At 68.1% G+C, this 17,654-nt stretch carries 13 protein-coding genes; 10 read left to right on the top strand and 3 right to left on the bottom strand.

All coding sequences use genetic code 11. The annotated features are described in order from the left end of the window. Window positions 1–451: 451 nt before the first annotated feature. Window positions 452–2,524, bottom strand: a complete 2,073-nt coding sequence (locus ACIGHN_RS15185) for a putative bifunctional diguanylate cyclase/phosphodiesterase (RefSeq protein ID WP_396505032.1) — start codon at window positions 2,522–2,524, stop codon at window positions 452–454. Window positions 2,525–2,657: 133 nt separating this feature from the next. On the opposite strand from ACIGHN_RS15185, the gene dbpA reads away from it, so the two are divergent. Beyond that, the gene (gene dbpA, locus ACIGHN_RS15180; protein WP_056417150.1) at window positions 2,658–4,076 is read left to right on the top strand and encodes an ATP-dependent RNA helicase DbpA; all 1,419 of its coding nucleotides are present in this window, start codon (window positions 2,658–2,660) and stop codon (window positions 4,074–4,076) included. 326 nt (window positions 4,077–4,402) lie between these two features. On the opposite strand, the gene ACIGHN_RS15175 is transcribed toward dbpA, so the two are convergent. Next, a complete protein-coding gene (locus ACIGHN_RS15175; protein ID WP_396505031.1) occupies window positions 4,403–5,107 on the bottom strand; it encodes an ankyrin repeat domain-containing protein in 705 nt (234 codons plus the stop codon). Between the two features lie 129 nt (window positions 5,108–5,236). Further along, window positions 5,237–5,734, bottom strand: coding sequence for a heme-binding protein (locus ACIGHN_RS15170; protein WP_396505030.1), 498 nt, complete (start codon window positions 5,732–5,734; stop codon window positions 5,237–5,239). A 1,363-nt stretch (window positions 5,735–7,097) separates the two neighbouring features. Here ACIGHN_RS15170 and ACIGHN_RS15165 point away from each other — a divergent pair. The 9 genes from ACIGHN_RS15165 to ACIGHN_RS15125 all read left to right on the top strand — a co-directional run. Continuing rightward, window positions 7,098–7,829: a TetR/AcrR family transcriptional regulator gene (locus tag ACIGHN_RS15165; RefSeq protein WP_396505029.1), complete on the top strand. Its 732-nt coding sequence runs from the start codon at window positions 7,098–7,100 to the stop codon at window positions 7,827–7,829. Window positions 7,830–7,855: 26 nt separating this feature from the next. Then, entirely contained in the window at window positions 7,856–8,809 is a 954-nt protein-coding gene (locus tag ACIGHN_RS15160) for an SDR family oxidoreductase (protein WP_396505028.1), read from the top strand. Then, window positions 8,806–10,419, top strand: coding sequence for an acyl-CoA carboxylase subunit beta (locus ACIGHN_RS15155; protein ID WP_396505027.1), 1,614 nt, complete (start codon window positions 8,806–8,808; stop codon window positions 10,417–10,419). The genes ACIGHN_RS15160 and ACIGHN_RS15155 overlap by 4 nt, the downstream gene beginning before the upstream one ends. A 32-nt stretch (window positions 10,420–10,451) precedes the next feature. After that, window positions 10,452–11,582: a DNA alkylation repair protein gene (locus ACIGHN_RS15150; RefSeq protein ID WP_396505026.1), complete on the top strand. Its 1,131-nt coding sequence runs from the start codon at window positions 10,452–10,454 to the stop codon at window positions 11,580–11,582. A gap of 53 nt (window positions 11,583–11,635) precedes the next feature. Beyond that, window positions 11,636–12,832 carry an acyl-CoA dehydrogenase family protein gene (locus ACIGHN_RS15145; protein WP_396505025.1) on the top strand — a complete coding sequence of 399 codons (1,197 nt, stop codon included), beginning with the start codon at window positions 11,636–11,638 and terminating at the stop codon, window positions 12,830–12,832. A gap of 1 nt (window position 12,833) precedes the next feature. After that, window positions 12,834–13,643 carry an enoyl-CoA hydratase/isomerase family protein gene (locus ACIGHN_RS15140; protein WP_396505024.1) on the top strand — a complete coding sequence of 270 codons (810 nt, stop codon included), beginning with the start codon at window positions 12,834–12,836 and terminating at the stop codon, window positions 13,641–13,643. Then, a complete protein-coding gene (locus tag ACIGHN_RS15135; protein WP_396505023.1) occupies window positions 13,640–15,766 on the top strand; it encodes an acetyl/propionyl/methylcrotonyl-CoA carboxylase subunit alpha in 2,127 nt (708 codons plus the stop codon). The genes ACIGHN_RS15140 and ACIGHN_RS15135 overlap by 4 nt, the downstream gene beginning before the upstream one ends. Then, on the top strand, window positions 15,763–17,022 hold the full coding sequence (locus ACIGHN_RS15130; RefSeq protein WP_396505022.1) for an acyl-CoA dehydrogenase family protein: 1,260 nt from the start codon (window positions 15,763–15,765) through the stop codon (window positions 17,020–17,022). The genes ACIGHN_RS15135 and ACIGHN_RS15130 overlap by 4 nt, the downstream gene beginning before the upstream one ends. 239 nt (window positions 17,023–17,261) lie before the next feature. After that, a partial coding sequence (locus ACIGHN_RS15125) for a 3-keto-5-aminohexanoate cleavage protein (RefSeq protein WP_396505021.1) occupies window positions 17,262–17,654 on the top strand: 393 nt, incomplete at its 3' end.

The raw sequence follows: 17,654 nt of genomic DNA, 5'->3' as shown, positions 1-17,654 counted from the left end.
CTTTTAGACGATTTTTGTCCTTGAGGTGTGTTGCCTTCCTGCTCCTTGTGGGAAATGTGTGGAATGGAGATCTGAGGTGCGCAGCGCGCGTTGGGTGCTGCAGTCTGTCATCTACTAACCAAGCGGCTTTGTCACCGTGACCACCGTGCAGTGAGCATTGAGCAACCAGTGCACCTACTGGTATCAATAGAACGAGACCAGTACATCGTAGGAGTTGACCGGTGAGCACGGGCACGTTGCCTGGGCTGCCGATTGCAAGGTGTGGGGAGAGGTTTGGGCGCGGGCCACAACGCTTCGCACCGGTACGGATAGCGCTTTGGAAAGGGATGGAATTCCGTGGCGCCAAAGGAGGACGCCAAACTCAGCGCCAGTTCTATGACAGGTCAGCGCTTCCGCTTCCAAACGCAGCAGTTTGATGAGAAAACGGGGCTGGTTGAGCTTTGCTCGACTGCTACGGCTCCAGCCAGTCCAGTGCCGCCTCACTACCCATCGGCATAGCCACCACATGCCCCTGAATCATGTCGCACCCCAACCCCGCCAGCAGCTCCACCTGCGCCTGCGTCTCCACCCCCTCCGCCACGGTCATGATCTGCAAGCTGCGCCCCATCTGAATGATCGCGGTGACGATGGCCACGTCATCCGCATTCCCCGGGGTATCCACCACGAACGACCGGTCGATCTTGAGCTTGTCGATGGGATACCGCTTCAGGTACGCCAGCGATGAGTACCCGGTCCCGAAGTCGTCAATGGAGATCCCCACGCCCAGCGACTTGATGGCGTTCAGGGTGCTCAGCACGTCGCCGGTCTGGTGCATTAGCACCGATTCGGTCAGTTCGATCTCCAGGTACTGCGGCGCCAGGCCCGTGTCGCGCAGCACGGCGGCGATCTCGCCGGCCACGTCGCGTTGGCGGAACTCCAGGGCCGAGAGGTTGACGGCCACTGGCACCATGGCCAGGCCCTGGTCCTGCCAGGCCTTGAGCTGACGGCAGGCCTCGCGCATCACCCAGCGGCCGATCGGCGTGATGAGCCCGCGCGATTCGGAGAAGGTAATGAATTCGTCGGGGCCGACCAGGCCGCGCTCGGGGTGCTGCCAGCGCACCAGCGCTTCAAAGCCCTTGAGCGAACCGTCGGCCAGGCACATCTGCGGCTGATAGTGCAGCACGAAGGCGTTGGTCAGGATGGCGTCGCGCAGCTGGCGCTCCTGGCGCAGCACGTCGATGCCGCCGGCGTCCATGCCGGGGGCGTAGACCTGGCGGTTGCCGCGGCCGTTGTCCTTGGCGTGGTGCATGGCGGCGTCGGCGCAGCGCAGCAGTGCGTCGCCCGTGTCGGCATGGTCCGGAAACAGGCTGATCCCGATCGAGGGCGAAATCGTCAGCGGCACCTGCTCGACGGTGAAGGCGCCGTGCATGGCGTCCAGCAGCTGGTCGGCCACCTGCATGGCGTCCTCGGGGCCTTGCACGTCGGTGAGCACCACCACGAATTCGTCGCCGCCCAGCCGGGCCACCACGTCTGCGTCACGCACGCCCTGGCGCAGCCGTTCGGCCACGTGGCACAGCAGCTGGTCGCCGGCGCGGTGGCCCAGGGAGTCGTTCACGGTCTTGAAGTGGTCGAGGTTCACGAACAGCACGGCCGCGCGGCCATGCCGGCGGCGCGCCAGCGACAGCACCTGCGACAGCTGCTCCATCAGGAAGTGGCGGTTGGGCAGCTGCGTGAGCGGGTCGTGCAGCGCGATGAAGGCCTCGCGCTCCTGCGCCTGCTTGCGGGCGGTGATGTCGCGCACCACCACGATGCGGTAGTCCGCGTGGTGCAGCGGCATGGTCTTGCCCACCACCTCCACGGGGATGCCGTGGCCGTCCTTGTGGCGGATGGTCACCTCGTACGGGTCTTCGCGGCCGGTGCGGGTGTAGTCGAGCGCCACGGACCGCCACTCGGGGCTGATGAAGTTGAAGATCGACAGACCGGTGACTTCGGCCAGTGCGTAGCCCGTCAGCCGGGTGAGCGCCTCGTTGCCGTCGGTGATGATGCCGTCGCGGTGGAACACGATGGCCTCTTCGGTGGCCTCGGTGAACTTGCGCATGCGCTCTTCGCTCTGGCGCACGGTGCGCTCGGCGCGCCAGCGCTCGGTGATGTCGGTGATCAGCACGAAGGAGCCCACCTGCAGGCTCGCATCGGCGCCGAAGTGCGGGATCAGGTTGACCTCGATCATGCGCATCTCGCCGTTGGGCAGGGTCTGCTCGCGGGTGTACTTCACGTGCTCGCCGTGGGTGGAGCGCTCGACATGCGGCTCTATGGCCGCCCAGGCCTTGTCGCCGATGGCCTCCTGCACCGTGAGGCCCAGGATGGAGTCGGTGCTGTGGCCGTTGTAGGCGGCATAGCCCTGGTTGGCAAAGCGGCAGCGCAGCGCGGGCACGTCGAAGTACGCCATCAGCGCGGGCACCGAATCGGCGATCAGGCGCAGCAGCGAGTCGCTTGCGCCCCCCTGGCCTGCTGGTGCATTCGCTGTGGCGTTGTTGGAATGTGGCATGTCCCACCCGTGCTTTGACTGACCGTTATAGCCGATCCTCCTGCGGCGCCGCGCGGGTAGTTGCCCGGATGCTGCACGCCATGGCAGGGGCCCGGTAACCCCGCCCGCAAGGCCTGGGCCGGATAATCGGGGCATGACCTCCAAAGAAAACCAAGCCGGCACTGATTTCAGCACGCTGGCGCTGAACCCCGCCATGCTGGCCAACCTGCAGCAGCTGGGCTACACGCAGATGACCCCGATCCAGGCGGCCAGCCTGCCGCCCGCGCTGCTGGGCAAGGACCTGATCGCCCAGGCCAGCACCGGCAGCGGCAAGACCGCCGCGTTTGCGCTGGCGCTGCTGGCCAACCTCAACCCCCGCCGTTTTGCGGTGCAGACCCTGGTGCTGTGCCCCACGCGCGAGCTGGCCGACCAGGTGACGACCGAGATCCGCCGCCTGGCGCGCGCCGAAGAAAACATCAAGGTCGTGACCCTGTGCGGCGGCGTGCCGCTGCGCGGCCAGATGCTGAGCCTGGAGCACGGCGCGCACATCGTGGTGGGCACGCCCGGCCGCGTGATGGACCACCTGGAGCGCCAGCACCTGAGCCTGGAAGCGCTGAACACCCTGGTGCTGGACGAGGCCGACCGCATGCTGGACATGGGCTTCTTCGACGACATCGTCACCGTGGCGCGCCAGTGCCCGAAGGAGCGCCAGACCCTGCTGTTCTCGGCCACCTACCCGGAAGGCATCGCCAAGCTGAGCGCGCAGTTCATGAAGTCGCCGGTGCAGATCACCGTGCAGGCCCAGCATGCCGAAGGCAAGATCGAGCAGCGCTGGTACGAGGTGAAGCACAGCGAGCGCCTGCACGCCGTGTCGCAGTTGCTCAACCACTTCCGGCCCGACTCTTCCATTGCCTTTTGCAACACCAAGCAGCAGTGCCGCGACCTGGTGGGCGTGCTGCAGGCGCAGGGCTTCAGCGCGCTGGCGCTGTTCGGCGAGCTGGAGCAGCGCGAGCGCGACCAGGTGCTGGTGCAGTTTGCCAACCGCAGCTGCTCGGTGCTGGTGGCCACCGACGTGGCCGCGCGCGGCCTCGATATCGCCAACCTGGCCGCCGTGATCAACGTGGACGTGACGCCCGACCCCGAGGTGCACATCCACCGCATCGGCCGCACCGGCCGCGGCGATGCCGAGGGCCTGGCGCTGAACCTGGCCAGCCTGGACGAGATGGGCAGCGTGGGCAAGATCGAGGTGCTGCAGGGCCGCGAATCGCGCTGGTACCCGGTGGCTGACCTGACCCCCACGGGCAGCGGCCCGCTGGTGCCGCCCATGGTCACCATCCAGATCATCGGCGGGCGCAAGGAAAAGATCCGCGCCGGCGACGTGCTGGGCGCGCTGACCGGCGAGATGGGCTACACCCGCGAGCAGATCGGCAAGATCAACGTGAACGACTTCTCCACCTACGTGGCGGTGGACCGCGCCATCGGCGCGCAGGCTGCCCAGCGCCTGAACCAGGGCCGCGTGAAGGGCAAGACCGTGAAGGCGCGCCTGGTGACGGGCGAGCAGGACTTTGAATGAAAAAGGCCGCTACCGCTTGTTGGTAGAGCGCTGGCAGCTATTGTTTCAATAGCATCTTGCCCCCTGACCTGCGAAACGCCGTGCAGGTGGCTGGTCAGGAGGGTCCACCACTGCGAGCGCCGGTACCAGAGGTTGGCTTGGTGCTGGTGGGGTAGAAATTCAAGTGAAACTGGCCGCTACCGCTTGTTGGTCAAGCGCTGGCAGCTATTTTTGTATAGCAATTGCCTGCCTGCCTGCCTGGCATTCGCAATGACTGGCGCTACTGCAGCCTACCGCGACCATCGCAGCCACAGCTTCAGGCCTGGCTCCGGCAGAACCAGCACAGCTCAAAGCGGCCGCCCCGCACCCGGGTTCTCCAGCATCTGCACCATCGCGGTGTAGCCCCGCTGGCGCGCCAGTTGCAGCGGCGTGTTGCCCTGGCGGTCCGTCAGCGCCTGGCTGGCACCGGCCTTCAGCAGCGCCTGCAGGGTGGCCTGGTGGCGCGTGCCTCCGTCGCCCAGCACGATGGACTCGATCAGCGCCGTCCAGTGCAGGTTGTTCACATGGTCCAGCGGCGCGCCGGCCGCGATGAGCTGGCGCACCACGCCGTTGTGCCCCAGGTGCGCTGCGGCAATCAGGGCGGTGCCGTCGTAGCGGCTGGTGACCTGCGCCGCACTCGCGCCCAGTTGCAGCAGCAGGCGCAGAGTGTCTTCATCGTCCGCCACGGCGGCGATGGTCACCGCGTCGTAGCGGTCGTTTTCCAGCGCATTGATGTCGGCCTGGGCTTGCACCAGCAGCCGGATCACATCGCGCTGGCGGGCAAACGTGGCCACGTGCAGCGGCGTGCGGCCATAGCTGTCGCGCGCATTCACATCGGCACGGGCCGCCACGAGCTTTTGCACTTTGGCCGTGTCGCCGCGCGCTGCGGCGGCGTGCAGGCCCTGGTAGGCGGCGGTCTGCGTGGCCGTGGGTGGCACTTGCGCCTGGGCGGGGTGCGCCAGCAGCAGGGCGGCGGCCAGCAGGGCCCAAGGCAAGGTGGTGGTTTGGTTCATGGCGTGTGTCCCTTTTGCAGTGGAGGTTGCGGCGGCGGGTGACTGCTCAGCGTCCGCGCCCTTGCTCAGAAGGCGCGGACGCTGCAGGTTGTACGGAACTACTTTTTACTTACTTACTTACTTGCTTGCTTACTTCAGCAGGTCTGCCACCTTGGCGATGCCCGCCATGGCGCACTGCTCGTCCAGGTGGCCGCCGGGCGCACCGCCCACGCCCACGGCGCCGATGACTTCATTGCCCACCTTCAGCGGCACGCCGCCGCCCAGCAGCAGGTAGCCGGGGATCTGGCCCAGGTTGGCGGCGGCGGGGTTCTTTTGCGAGCCTTCCATGATCGCGAGCGTCGTGTTCTTGGCCGATGCGGACGTGTAGGCCTTCAGGCGGCTGGCTTCCAGGGTGTGGGGGCCGGCGTTGTCGGCCCGCTGCACGGCGCGCACGGTGCCGGCGCGGTCCACCACGGTGGCGGTCACGTTGTAGCCGTTGGCGGTGCAGGCGGCCACGGTGTGGGCGGCGATCTGGTTGGCCAGGTCGAGCGAGATGTTCTTCTCGGTGCGAACGCCTTCGGCGCTGGCGGCGGTGGCGATCAGGGCCAGGGTGATGGCGGCGGCGGTCTGGGCGATGGTCTTTTGCATGGTGTTTGTTCTCCGGTGTTTGGGGCCGGTGCCACCCGTTGTGGCGCCGTGGGAGAACTGTAGGAAATGCGCGTGTTGTTGCACATTCGTGCGGTTACGCGCAGGGCTCCGTAGAACTACGCAGTGATGGGCGGATGCCTTGCCGGGGTCTGCGGCTTGCTGCCGGTCGCGTGGTGAGTGTGTCGACGCCTTTGGCCTTGGCTGCCCCGACCGTTCGGGCTGAGCTTGTCGAAGCCTGTGCGTGTTACTACCCCTATCCGTTCGGGTTGAGCTTGTCGAAACTTGGGCGCATCGATCCATGTCCGTTCGGCTTGAGCTTGTCGGAACCTGGGCTCACTTGCTAATTTGGACGGCGTGCCTGTGTCGAGGGCGGAGGCCGGGAGTTCGCCCCGGCGGGCGAGGTACTTGTTCTTTGCTTCGCCAAAGAAAAGTACCCAAAAGAAAGGCGACCCCCAGTCTGCGACCCCTTCGCGTTGCGAAGGGGCAAACCTGCGTCGGGGCGGTTGCGGGGTGCGCCGTGGAACTCACTGCGCGCTGCGCGCTACGTTCAGACAACCACGGCGAGCTAGAGCACGAGGCATGGGCGCTCCGACGCCCATGCTCACCCCGCAACCGCCCCGCCGCAGGCGCAGCCACAGGGGGTGGACAGCCGAACAGCCACACGGGCCATCGCTGCGCTCGGCCTCGCGGTCGCGGCGCGAAGCGCCTGCGCGTTCGGGGCCGAGCAACGCGATGGCCCGTGTGGATGTTCTCTCCCCATCCCTTCAGGATGCGCCGAGGAGCGCAGGGCGTGGGGTGAGCGTGTGCCGAAGGACACACGCATCGTGAACTGACTCGCTGCGGATGTTTGAGCGTAGCGCGGCAGCGCGCAGCGAGTTCCGCAGCGCACCCCATGACCGAGCACCGGAGGTTGCCCGCAGCGAAGCGAAGGGACGCAGGCTGTAGGGTCGCCTTTTCTTTGGTGACTTTCTTTTGGCGAACCAAAAGAAAGTTACTCGCACGCCGGGCGACTCCCGGCCTCCGCCCTTCAACTAGGCATGCGGCCCATCAGCGAGCTCGCGAGCAGCGCCCAGGTTTCGACAATCTCAACCCGAACGGACGTGAATCGATGTGCCCTGGTTTCGACAGGCTCAACCCGAACGGGCGGGATTCAATCTACCCCGGTTGCGAGAACAAACACAACCCGAACGGTTCGGGTTGGTACAAACATAGGCCATCTCAATCCGTACGTATAGGACGGCCAGGGCACCCAGCCCCAAAGGCCCCCCGCCTTTGAAGAACTCCATTCCTCTCACCACAAGCATCCATATTTTTACAAAGCACTTGCTTGCTAAAAATAATCCATTTTGCTATCGTGCAAAACATGGAATCCCCAGCCCGACGCCCCCGCGCATCCGCGCCCGCTGCACCCCTCCCACCAGCCCGCCAACGCAAGGCCGCCACGTCTCAGATCTCCACCGCCGAAGAAGAAAAACAACCACCCCGCCGTCCCCGCGGCCGTCCCCGCAAAACCGCCGAAGAACTCGACGACGGCAACCGCCGCCGCAAGCTCATGGACGGCGCCGCAAAGCTGTTCCGCACCCAGGGCTTCGCCGCCACCAGCACGCGCGACATCGCCGCCGCCGCCGGCATGCACAGCGGCTCGCCCTTCTACCATTTCGAAAGCAAAAGCGCGCTGCTCTACGCCGTGATGAGCGAGGGCATGACCATGGCCACGCAAAGCCAGCAACAGGCGCTCGGTGCGCTGCCGGCCAAGGCCATGCCACGCGAGCAGCTGCACACGCTCATCCGCCACCATTTCGAGATCCTGCTCGGCCCGCGCAGCAGCTTCATCCCGGTGATGCTGTACGAATGGCGCTCGCTCACGCCGGCGCAGCGCAAGGGCATTGCGCGCATCAAGGACAGCTACGAGGCCGCGTGGATGCCCGCGCTCGAGGCGCTGGCCAAGCAGGGCGCGCTGCAGGCCGAGCCTGGCGTGGCGCGGCTGTTCATCTTTGGCGCGCTCAACTGGGCGGTGCAGTGGTTCTCGCCCAAGAAGGGCAAGTCGCTCGACGCACTCACCGACGAGGCCCTGGCCCTGTTCATCCGCACATAACAGCAAAATAAAAAGGCGCACCCACCATGGCTTCCACGGCCCTCAATGCACCCAGCGGCTACCAGTCGGTGTTCGCGCCAGGCCTGTTCAGCGGCCAGGTGGTCATCGTCACGGGCGGCGGCTCGGGCATTGGCCGCTGCACGGCGCACGAGCTGGCGCGCCTGGGCGCGCACGCAGTGCTGGTCGGGCGCAAGCCCGAGAAGCTGCAGGCCGTAGTCGACGAGATCGCTGCGGATGGTGGCGCAGCGTCCTGGCATGCGTGCGACATCCGCTCCGAAGACGCGGTGGTCGTGCTGGTGCAGCAGGTGCTGGCCGCGCACGGGCGCATCGATGGTCTGGTGAACAACGCGGGCGGGCAGTTCATGTCGCCGCTCGAATCCATCAGCGCCAAGGGCTGGGAGGCGGTGTTGCACACCAACCTCACCGGTGGCTTCCTGGTGGCGCGCGAATGCTATCGGCAGTGGATGGCGCCGAACGGCGGCTCAGTAGTCAACATCGTGGCCGACATGTGGGGCTCCATGCCGGGCATGGGGCACAGCGGCGCGGCGCGCGCGGGCATGGTCAGCTTCACCGAAACCGCTGCGCTCGAATGGGCCTGCAGCGGCGTGCGCGTGAACGCGGTCGCGCCGGGCTACATCGCATCGAGCGGCATGGACAACTACCCGCCCGCCGCCGCGCACACGCTGCGCGCCATGCCGCAGACCGTGCCGCTGGGCCGCTTCGGCAACGAGGCCGAGGTGTCGGCGGCCATCGTCTTCCTGCTCAGCCCGGCCGCCAGTTTCATCAGCGGCAGCACGCTGCGTGTGGACGGCGCGCGGCCGCAGGTGCGCCTGGGCTGGCCGCTGCGCGTGCCCGATGCCGCCACGCAGCAGCGTGCTGCGGTCAAGCCCTATGCGGGCTTTCACCGTGCGCAGGTGCCGCGTGTGTTTGCAGCGTCCGCAGAACCGGCGGGCTGTGCACCCAAGGACTCCGACGAATGACCACTGCCTTCGCTTCGCGCTTCCTCCCCGGTGCACCCGATGCGCAAAAGCGCCGCGCTGACCTGGCTGCGCGCCTCGATTCCCTGCGCGCGCTGGAAGATCGGGCCGCGGCGGCATCGGCCCGCTCGCAGCCCCAGTTCGACAAACGCGGCCAGCTGCTGCCGCGCCAGCGCGTGGCGCTGCTGCTGGATGCGGGCGCGCCGTGGCTGCCGCTGTGCACCCTGGCGGGCTACCTGCAGGATGTGAAGGACCCCGAAAAGTCCGTGCCCGGCGGCGGGATGATTGCCGGCATCGGGTGGGTCAGCGGTGTGCGCTGCATGGTGGTGGCCAGCGACTCCGGCATCGAGGCGGGGGCGATCCAGCCCATGGGCCTGGAAAAGATTCTGCGCGTGCAGGAGATCGCCCTGCGCGAGCGCCTGCCCTTCGTGCACCTCGTTGAGAGCGCAGGCGCCAACCTCATGCGCTACCGGGTCGAAGGTTTCGTGCACGGGGGCACGCTGTTCCGCAACCTCGCGCGGCTGTCGGCGGCGGGCATTCCGGTCATCACCGTGCAGCACGGCTCGGGCACCGCGGGCGGGGCCTACATGCCGGGGCTGTCGGACGTGGTCATCATGGTGCAGGGCCGCTCGCGCGCCTTCCTGGCCGGGCCGCCGCTGCTCATGGCCGCCACGGGCGAGGTCGCGACCGAAGAGGAGCTGGGAGGCGCCGAGATGCACACCGCCGTCTCGGGCCTGGGCGAATACCTGGCGCAGGACGACCGCGAGGCCATCGGCATGGCACGCGACGTGATCGCGCAGCTGGGGTGGACCACCCCCGCGCGGCCCAGCGCTCCCTGCCCCACGCTGCCCGCCGACGACCTGCTGGCCCTGATGCCCGGCGACCTGCGCCAGCCCGTGGACATGCGCGAGGTGATCGCGCGGCTGGTGGATGGGTCTGAGCTGCTGGAGTTCAAGGCCCGCTACGGCATGGCCACGCTCTGCGTGCAGGGCCGCATCGGCGGGCATGCCGTGGGCTTCATCAGCAACAACGGCCCCATCGACGTGGCGGGCGCCAACAAGGCCACGCACTTCATCCAGTGGATGTGCCAGCTGGGCCACCCCATCATCTACCTGCAGAACACCACCGGCTTCATGGTGGGCAAGGACAGCGAGCAGGGCGGCATGATCAAGCACGGCAGCAAGATGATCCAGGCCGTGACCAACGCCACCGTGCCGCAGATCACCATCCAGTGCGGCGCCAGCTTCGGCGCGGGCAACTACGGCATGTGCGGGCGGGGCTATGCGCCGCGCTTCCTGTTCAGCTGGCCCGGGGCCAAGACGGCCGTGATGGGCGGCGAGCAGGCCGCGCGCACCATGCAGATCGTGACCGAGGCGGCACTGGCGCGCAAAGGCGTCACGCCCGACCCCGCCGAATCGCAAGCCCGGTTCGACAAGATCGTCGCCATGTTCGAGGCCCAGGCCGATGCGTTCTACACCAGCGGCCTGCTGCTGGACGACGGCGTGATCGACCCGCGCGACACGCGCGCCGTGCTGGCCTTTTGCCTCGATACCTGCGCTGAGGCACAGGCCCGCACATTGCGGCCCCTGAGCTTTGGCGTGGCGCGGATGTAAGCGACGAGGGTGCAAGCACACAGACACACACCATGGCCGAACCTCTCAAATATTTGCTGAACGACACCGTGCCGCCGCGCATTGCCGCCATGGTGCAGCGCGCCTGGCGCAAGTTCGACACGGCCGCCTTCCTGTGGCAGGTCGAGCCCGGCTACGACTCGCTGGAGTTGATGGCGCGCGGCCAGCGCATTGCGCAGGCATTGCAGGCGCACCTGCCCCAGGACATACCCCGCGCACTGGCCGTGCTGGTCGATTCCATGGACCCGCCCATGGGCCTGGACGCCGCCGGCGAGCCCCATGCGGGCGACCGCCCCTACAGCGCCTTCCTGTACCTGCCGCACAGCCTGTACATCGGCTCGCAGGGCCTGGCGCATTTCGAGGCGGCCATGGCCGCGCAGCACGCGCTGACCCAGCGCTTTACCGCCGAGTTCTGCATCCGCCCCTATCTGCTGCTCCACCAGCAGGCCACGCTCGCGCGGCTGCGGGACTGGGCGCAGGACGGCAACGCCCACGTGCGCCGCCTGGTGAGCGAAGGCACGCGGCCCCGCCTCCCCTGGGCGCCGCGCCTGCCCGCATTCCAGAAGGACCCGCAGCTGGCCCTGCCGCTGCTCGATGCGCTCAAGGACGACCCATCGTCTTATGTGCGCCGCTCGGTGGCCAACCACCTGGGCGACATCGCCAAGGACCACCCCGACCTGGCCGTGGGCACCGCGCGCACCTGGCTGCAGGGCGCACCCGTCCCGCGCGAAACCCTGGTGCGCCACGGCCTGCGTTTTCTCATCAAGCGCGGCGACGCTGGCGCGCTCGATGCCCTGGGCGTGGGACATGCCGTGGCGCTGGATGTGCGGGCCGCTCGCGTGGTGCCCGCCCGTGCGCGCATCGGCGACAAGGTGCGCATCGAGGCCGAGCTGCACAACCCCACGCCACTGCCGCAGCGCGTGCTGGCCGACCTGAAGGTGCACTACGTCAAGGCCCACGGTGGCGCGGCGGCCAAGGTGTTCAAGCTGCAGACGCTGGACATCCCCGCAGGGGCGACCGTGGCCGTGGGCAAGACGCTGTCGCTGCAGCAGATGACCACACGCACCCACTACCCCGGCGCGCACCAGGTGGAGCTGGTGCTCAACGGGCGGCCGCAGCCCCTGGGGCAGTTCGATCTGTCGTGATGTTCCGGGTCGAGGTTCGCAGGCACAACACATAACCGCAGGAGACAGGCACCATGCAGTTCACGCACGAGCACCGCGAGATCCAGAAGACCTTGAAGCGCTTCATCGACGAAGAGATCAACCCCCACGTGGACGAGTGGGAGGCGGCCGAGATCTTCCCCGCGCACGAGGTCTTCAAGAAGATGGGCCAGCTGGGCCTGCTGGGCCTGTGCAAGCCCGAGGAATACGGCGGCGCGGGCCTGGACTACTCGTACAGCCTGGCCATGGCCGAGACGCTGGGCCATATCCACTGCGGCGGCGTGCCCATGGCCATTGGCGTGCAGACGGACATGTGCACCCCGGCGCTCGCGCGCTACGGCAGCGAAGAGCTCAAGCGCCAGTTTCTGGCCCCGGCCATCGCGGGCGACATGGTGGGCTGCATCGGCGTGAGCGAGCCGGCGGCGGGCAGCGACGTGTCGGGCATCAAAAGCGTGGCGCGCAAGGATGGTGACGATTACGTGATCACCGGGCAGAAGATGTGGATCACCAACAGCCTGCAGGCCGACTGGATGTGCATGCTGGTGAACACGGGCGACGGCCAGAGCGTGACGGGCGGCAGTCCTCACAAGAACAAGAGCCTGGTCATGGTGCCCCTGCGCGATGGCCCCGGCGGCCGGTTGACCCAGGGCGTCGAGGTGGCGCAGAAGATCCGCAAGATCGGCATGCACAGCAGCGACACCGGGCTCATCTATTTCGACGAGGTGCGCGTACCGCAGCGCTACCGCATCGGCGCGGAAGGGCAGGGCTTCATCTACCAGATGCAGCAGTTCCAGGAAGAGCGCCTGTGGTGCGCCGCCAGCACGCTCGAATCGCTGAACCACTGCATCCAGTGGACCATCGACTACGCACAGGAGCGCAAACTGTTTGGCAGCACGCTGGCCGACCAGCAGTGGGTGCAATTCAAGCTGGCCGAACTCAAGACCGAGGTCGAGGCGCTGCGCGCACTGACCTACCGCGCCTGCGACCTGTACGTGAACGGGCAGGACGTGCTGGAGCTGGCCAGCATGGCCAAGCTCAAGGCCGGCCGCCTGAACCGCGAGGTGCCCGACACCTGCCTGCAGTTCTGGGGCGGTATGGGCTACACGCTGGAGAACAAGGTCTCGCGCATGTACCGCGACGGGCGGCTGGCGTCCATCGGCGGCGGTGCGGACGAGGTGATGCTGGGCATCCTCGCCAAGCTCATGGGCATCGCCAAGCGGCCTGCGCACTGACATGGCCGATTCGCTGTTGATCGACCGCGCGCCGCTGGCTAGCGGCTGTGTGGAAACCTGGACGCTCAATGACCCGGCCAGCCGCAATGCGCTGTCGGAGGCGATGGTTGATGGTTTGATAGCCGCCTGTGAGCGGGCTGCGGCCGATACCGACCTGCGCGGCGTGGTGTTGCGGGGTGCCGGTGGGCACTTCTGCGCGGGGGGTAGCCTGGGTGGCTTTGCCAAGACCATTGGACAGCCCCTGGCTGCGGGCGAGGCTGACCCGCTGGTGCCGCTGAACCGCCGCTTTGGCACGCTGCTGCAGGCGCTGTGTGCGTTGCCGCAGTGGTTCATCGTGGTGGTGGAGGGCGCCGCGATGGGCGGCGGCTTTGGGCTTGTGTGCTGTGCCGACCGCGTGCTCGCACACAGCGGCGCGCAGTTCGCCACGCCCGAGGTCACGCTGGGCATCGTGCCTGCGCAGATCGCACCGTTTGTGGTGCGGCGCCTGGGCCCAGCGGCAGCGCGGGGGTGTTTGTTGACAGGCGTGCGCTGGGATGCCGCGACGGCTCAACGTGCGGGGCTGGTGGATGAGGTGGTCGCTGGTGACATGGAGGCCGCTGTGCAAGCTGCCATTGCACGCCACGCCGCCGCAGCGCCGCAGGCCGTGGCCGCCACCAAACGTTTGTTGCTGGCCCAGCCCGAGACGCCATTGCTCGCGCTGCTGGATGACGCGGCCTTGGCTTTTGCGCAAGCGCTGCGTGGGCCTGAGGCACCGCAAGGGCTGGCTGCATTTGCCGCGCGCAAGACGCCGCCTTGGAGTGCGAAGCCATGAAAAAGATCCTCATCGCCAATCGCGGCGAGATCGCCCGCCGCATCATCCACACCGCCCACCGCATGGGCATCGCAACGGTGGCCGTCTACTCCGACCCCGACGCCAACGCCCTGCATGTGCGCGAGGCCACGCAGGCCATTGCGCTGGGCGGCGCATCCAGTGCCGACACCTACCTGCGCACCGACAAGCTGCTGGCCGCGGCGCGTGCCACCGGCGCCGATGCGGTGCACCCCGGCTACGGCTTCCTCAGCGAGAACGCCGACGTCGCCCAGGCCGTGGTCGATGCCGGCCTGACCTGGATCGGCCCGCCCCCCGCAGCCATCCGCGCGCTGGGCAGCAAGGCCGGTGCCAAGGCGCTGGCGGCGGTGCATGGGGTGCCGTGCCTGCCGGGCTACGCGGGGGACGACCAGAGCGATGAACGTTTTGCGCAAGAGGCCGCGCGCATCGGCTACCCCGCCATGGTCAAGGCCGTGGCGGGTGGGGGAGGGCGCGGCATGCGGCTCGTCACCGATGCGGCGCAACTGCCCGCCGCACTGGCCAGCGCCCGGTCCGAAGCGCTGGCGGGCTTTGGCTGTGGCGACCTGCTGATCGAGCGTGCGCTGCTGCAGCCCCGCCATGTGGAGGTGCAAATTTTTGCCGATGCCCACGGCGCGTGCATCCACCTGGGCGAGCGCGATTGCTCGGTGCAGCGCCGCCACCAGAAGATCATCGAAGAGTCTCCCAGCCCGGCGGTAGGCGCCGCGCTGCGCGAGCGCATGGGCGCCTGCGCCGTGGCCCTGGCGCAGGCTGTCGGCTATGTGGGCGCGGGCACGGTGGAGTTCTTGCTGGATGGCAACGATGGGGACGACGCTGCAACGTCCCAAGCCGCGAAAGACCCACGCCCCGCAACAGCCGGGGCCCCGTCCCCGGCGAGCGCAGGGGCGCCATTCTTCTTGATGGAGATGAACACCCGCCTGCAGGTGGAGCACCCGGTGACCGAAGCCCTCACCGGCCTGGACCTGGTGGCGTGGCAGATCCGCATCGCGCGCGGCGAGCCGCTGCCCATCACGCAGTCGCAGGTCGATCTGCAAGGCCACGCCATCGAGGTGCGCCTGTGTGCCGAAGACGCGCACTTTCGGCCGCACACCGGCAGCGTGCTGCACTTCAGCGCGCCCGCGGCCACGGCCTTTGAACGCGCTGCGCAGGGTGCGTTGCGTTTTGACCATGCGCTGGAGGAGGGCGCCGAGGTCTCGCCCCACTACGACGCCATGCTGGGCAAGCTCATCGTGCACGCGCCCACGCGGGCCGAGGCCATCGACGCGCTGGTGCGTGCGCTCAACGCCACCCGCGTGCTGGGCCTGCCCACCAACCGCGCATTCCTGGCGGCGTGCCTGCAGCACCCGGCGTTCCGGGGCGGGCAGGCGCTGGTGCCGTTTCTGGCAGAGCATGCAGCGGGTCTGCAGGATCTGCTATTAAAAGAGGAGCTGTTGGCGCTGGTCCCTTGCGCGGTAGCGGCCATTTTTGCTTCAAATTCACCCACACCAGCCTCCGCCAGCCTGCCGTGCTCATTGGCGCGCCCGCTGCGTCTGCGCCACCAGGGCACAGTGCTGCCGCTGTCGGTGCGCGAGCTGGGAGCCGGGCGGCTGCAGGTGGAGCGCGCCCAGCCTGCCAGCGCCTCGCCAGGGTCGATGGAAACCATCACGACCACCACCACGGTGCAACTGACCCCGCAGCCCGGCGGTGCGGTGCGTGCCACCGGCCAGGGCGGCGATGCGCCGGTGGCCGACCACACGGTGCACGCCGTGCCCGTGGGCCGGCTGCGCTGGCACTGGCAGACCGGTGGTGTGGATGGCTGGGTGGAAGACGCATCCTGGGAGCCGGCAGCCCGCGCGGGCGCCGCCGGTGGCGCCACCGAGCTGCGCGCGCCCTTCAACGGCAAGGTGGTCGCGCTGCCCGTGGCCGCGGGCCAGGCGCTGGCGGCGGGCGATACCGTGGTGGTCATCGAGTCCATGAAGCTCGAACACAGCCTGGCCTGCCCCGTGGCCGCCACCGTGGCCGAGTTGCTGGTCGCGCCGGGCCAGCAGGTGGCGCCTGGCCAGGTGCTGGTGCGCTTTGCTCCCGCCCTGCCAGGAGGTCCCGCATGACGGCCCCGACGCACACGACGTCGGAGAGCGACGAAGACCGCAACGCACTCACCGACACCGTCACCCGTTTTGCCCGCACCGAGATCGCCCCGCACGTGGGCGCCTGGGACGCGGCCGGTGAATTCCCTCGCAGCCTGTACCGCCGCGCAGCGGACCTGGGCTTGCTGGGCCTGGGCTACCCCGAGCAGTACGGCGGCACGCCCGCCAGCTACGCCTTGCGCCTGCCGCTGTGGCGCGCGCTCAGCCGCCACGGTGCCAGCGGCGGCGTGCTGGCCAGCCTGCTGTCGCACAACATCGGCCTGCCGCCCGTGCTGGCCCACGGCAGCGACGCAGTGCGCGCCGAGGTCATCCCGCCCGTGCTGGCGGGCGAGCAGATCACCGCGCTGGCGATCACCGAGCCCGGTGGCGGGTCGGACGTGGCACAGCTCAGGACCACCGCGCGGCGCGAGGGGGATGACTACGTCGTCGATGGCGAGAAGGTGTTCATCACGTCGGGCATGCGTGCAGACTGGATCACCGTGGCCGTGAGGACCGGGGATGCCGGCAGAGACCATGAGCCCCCACGCTCCCCTGCTTCGCAGGGGTCGCTGCCCCCCGAGGGGGCGCTTGCCGCCTTGGGGCGGCCCGGCGGCGGCAAGGGCAGCGCGGGCATCTCCATGCTGCTCATCCCCGGCCACAGCGCGGGCCTTTCGCGCACGCGCCTGGACAAGATGGGCTGGCTCTGCTCCGACACCGCGCACCTGCGCTTCGACAACGTGCGCGTGCCGGCGCGCTACCTGCTGGGCGAAGAGGGTGCGGGTTTTCGGATCATCATGTCCAACTTCAACGGCGAGCGCTTCGGCTTGGCCGTGTCGGCCCTGGGCTTTGCCGAGGCCTGCTACGACGAAGCGCTGGCCTGGGCCCGCCAGCGCAAGACCTTTGGCGCCGCGCTGGTCGAGCACCAGGTCATCCGCCACAAGCTGGTGGACATGCAGATGCGCATCCAGTCCACGGCCGCATGGTGCGAGTCCGTGGCTGCGCAGGCCGATGCGGGCCACACCGGTACCGAGTGGGTGGCGAACGTGTGCCTGCTCAAGAACCACGCCACCCAGACCCTGCAGTTCTGCGCCGACCAGGCCGTGCAGATCCTGGGCGGCATGGGCTTCATGCGCGGCACCGTCAGCGAACGCATCTACCGCGAGGTCAAGGTCATGATGATCGGCGGCGGTGCGGAAGAAATCATGAAAGACCTGGCTGCCAAGCAGTTGGGTATTTGAATGGAAGCGTTGCCCGTGACCAAACGCCCACCCTTGTTCCCACCGTTCGGGCTGAGCCTGTCGAAGCCAGGTCTCCGCTGCCCCAGACCGTTCAGGCTGAGCCTGTCGAAGCCATGGCACGCCCACCATCAACCGTTCGGGCTGAGCCTGTCGAAGCCAGGGCACCCGCCTTCGACAGGCTCAGGCCGAACGGTCGGGGTGTTGCGAAGCAAGAGCAGTAACGCCATTCGGAGACGCACATGACCAGTCATGCAACCAGCCACAAAGCCATCATCACCTGCGCCATCACCGGCGTGCTGACCGACCCCGGCCAGCACCACGTGCCCGTCACGCCCGGGCAATTGGCGAAGGAAGCCCGCCGCGCCTGCGACGCAGGCGCCGCCGTGGTCCACGTGCACTTTCGCAACCAGGAGCCCGGCAAGGGCCACCTGCCCAGCTGGGACCCGCAGGTGGCGCTCGACTGCGTGCAGGCCATGCGCGATGCCTGCCCCGGTTTGATCATCAACCAGACCACCGGCGTGGTCGGCCCCCACTACCAGGGCCCGCTGGATTGCCTGCGCGCCACCCGCCCCGAGATGGCCGCGTGCAACGCCGGCTCGCTCAACTACCTGAAGGTGCGCAGCAACGGCACC

The sequence above is a fragment of the Acidovorax sp. NPDC077693 genome (assembly GCF_044542805.1).
Classification (GTDB): domain Bacteria; phylum Pseudomonadota; class Gammaproteobacteria; order Burkholderiales; family Burkholderiaceae_C; genus Acidovorax.
This window is presented reverse-complemented; position numbering and strand designations above follow the sequence as displayed.

Coding starts and splice junctions, on each gene's coding strand:
- ACIGHN_RS15145 (WP_396505025.1), top strand. CDS start 11,636: ATGCAGTTCACGCACGAGCACCGCGAGATCCAGAAGACCTTGAAGCGC.
- ACIGHN_RS15185 (WP_396505032.1), bottom strand. CDS start 2,524: ATGCCACATTCCAACAACGCCACAGCGAATGCACCAGCAGGCCAGGGG.
- ACIGHN_RS15175 (WP_396505031.1), bottom strand. CDS start 5,107: ATGAACCAAACCACCACCTTGCCTTGGGCCCTGCTGGCCGCCGCCCTG.
- ACIGHN_RS15150 (WP_396505026.1), top strand. CDS start 10,452: ATGGCCGAACCTCTCAAATATTTGCTGAACGACACCGTGCCGCCGCGC.
- ACIGHN_RS15135 (WP_396505023.1), top strand. CDS start 13,640: ATGAAAAAGATCCTCATCGCCAATCGCGGCGAGATCGCCCGCCGCATC.
- dbpA (WP_056417150.1), top strand. CDS start 2,658: ATGACCTCCAAAGAAAACCAAGCCGGCACTGATTTCAGCACGCTGGCG.
- ACIGHN_RS15160 (WP_396505028.1), top strand. CDS start 7,856: ATGGCTTCCACGGCCCTCAATGCACCCAGCGGCTACCAGTCGGTGTTC.
- ACIGHN_RS15155 (WP_396505027.1), top strand. CDS start 8,806: ATGACCACTGCCTTCGCTTCGCGCTTCCTCCCCGGTGCACCCGATGCG.
- ACIGHN_RS15130 (WP_396505022.1), top strand. CDS start 15,763: ATGACGGCCCCGACGCACACGACGTCGGAGAGCGACGAAGACCGCAAC.
- ACIGHN_RS15165 (WP_396505029.1), top strand. CDS start 7,098: ATGGAATCCCCAGCCCGACGCCCCCGCGCATCCGCGCCCGCTGCACCC.
- ACIGHN_RS15170 (WP_396505030.1), bottom strand. CDS start 5,734: ATGCAAAAGACCATCGCCCAGACCGCCGCCGCCATCACCCTGGCCCTG.
- ACIGHN_RS15140 (WP_396505024.1), top strand. CDS start 12,834: ATGGCCGATTCGCTGTTGATCGACCGCGCGCCGCTGGCTAGCGGCTGT.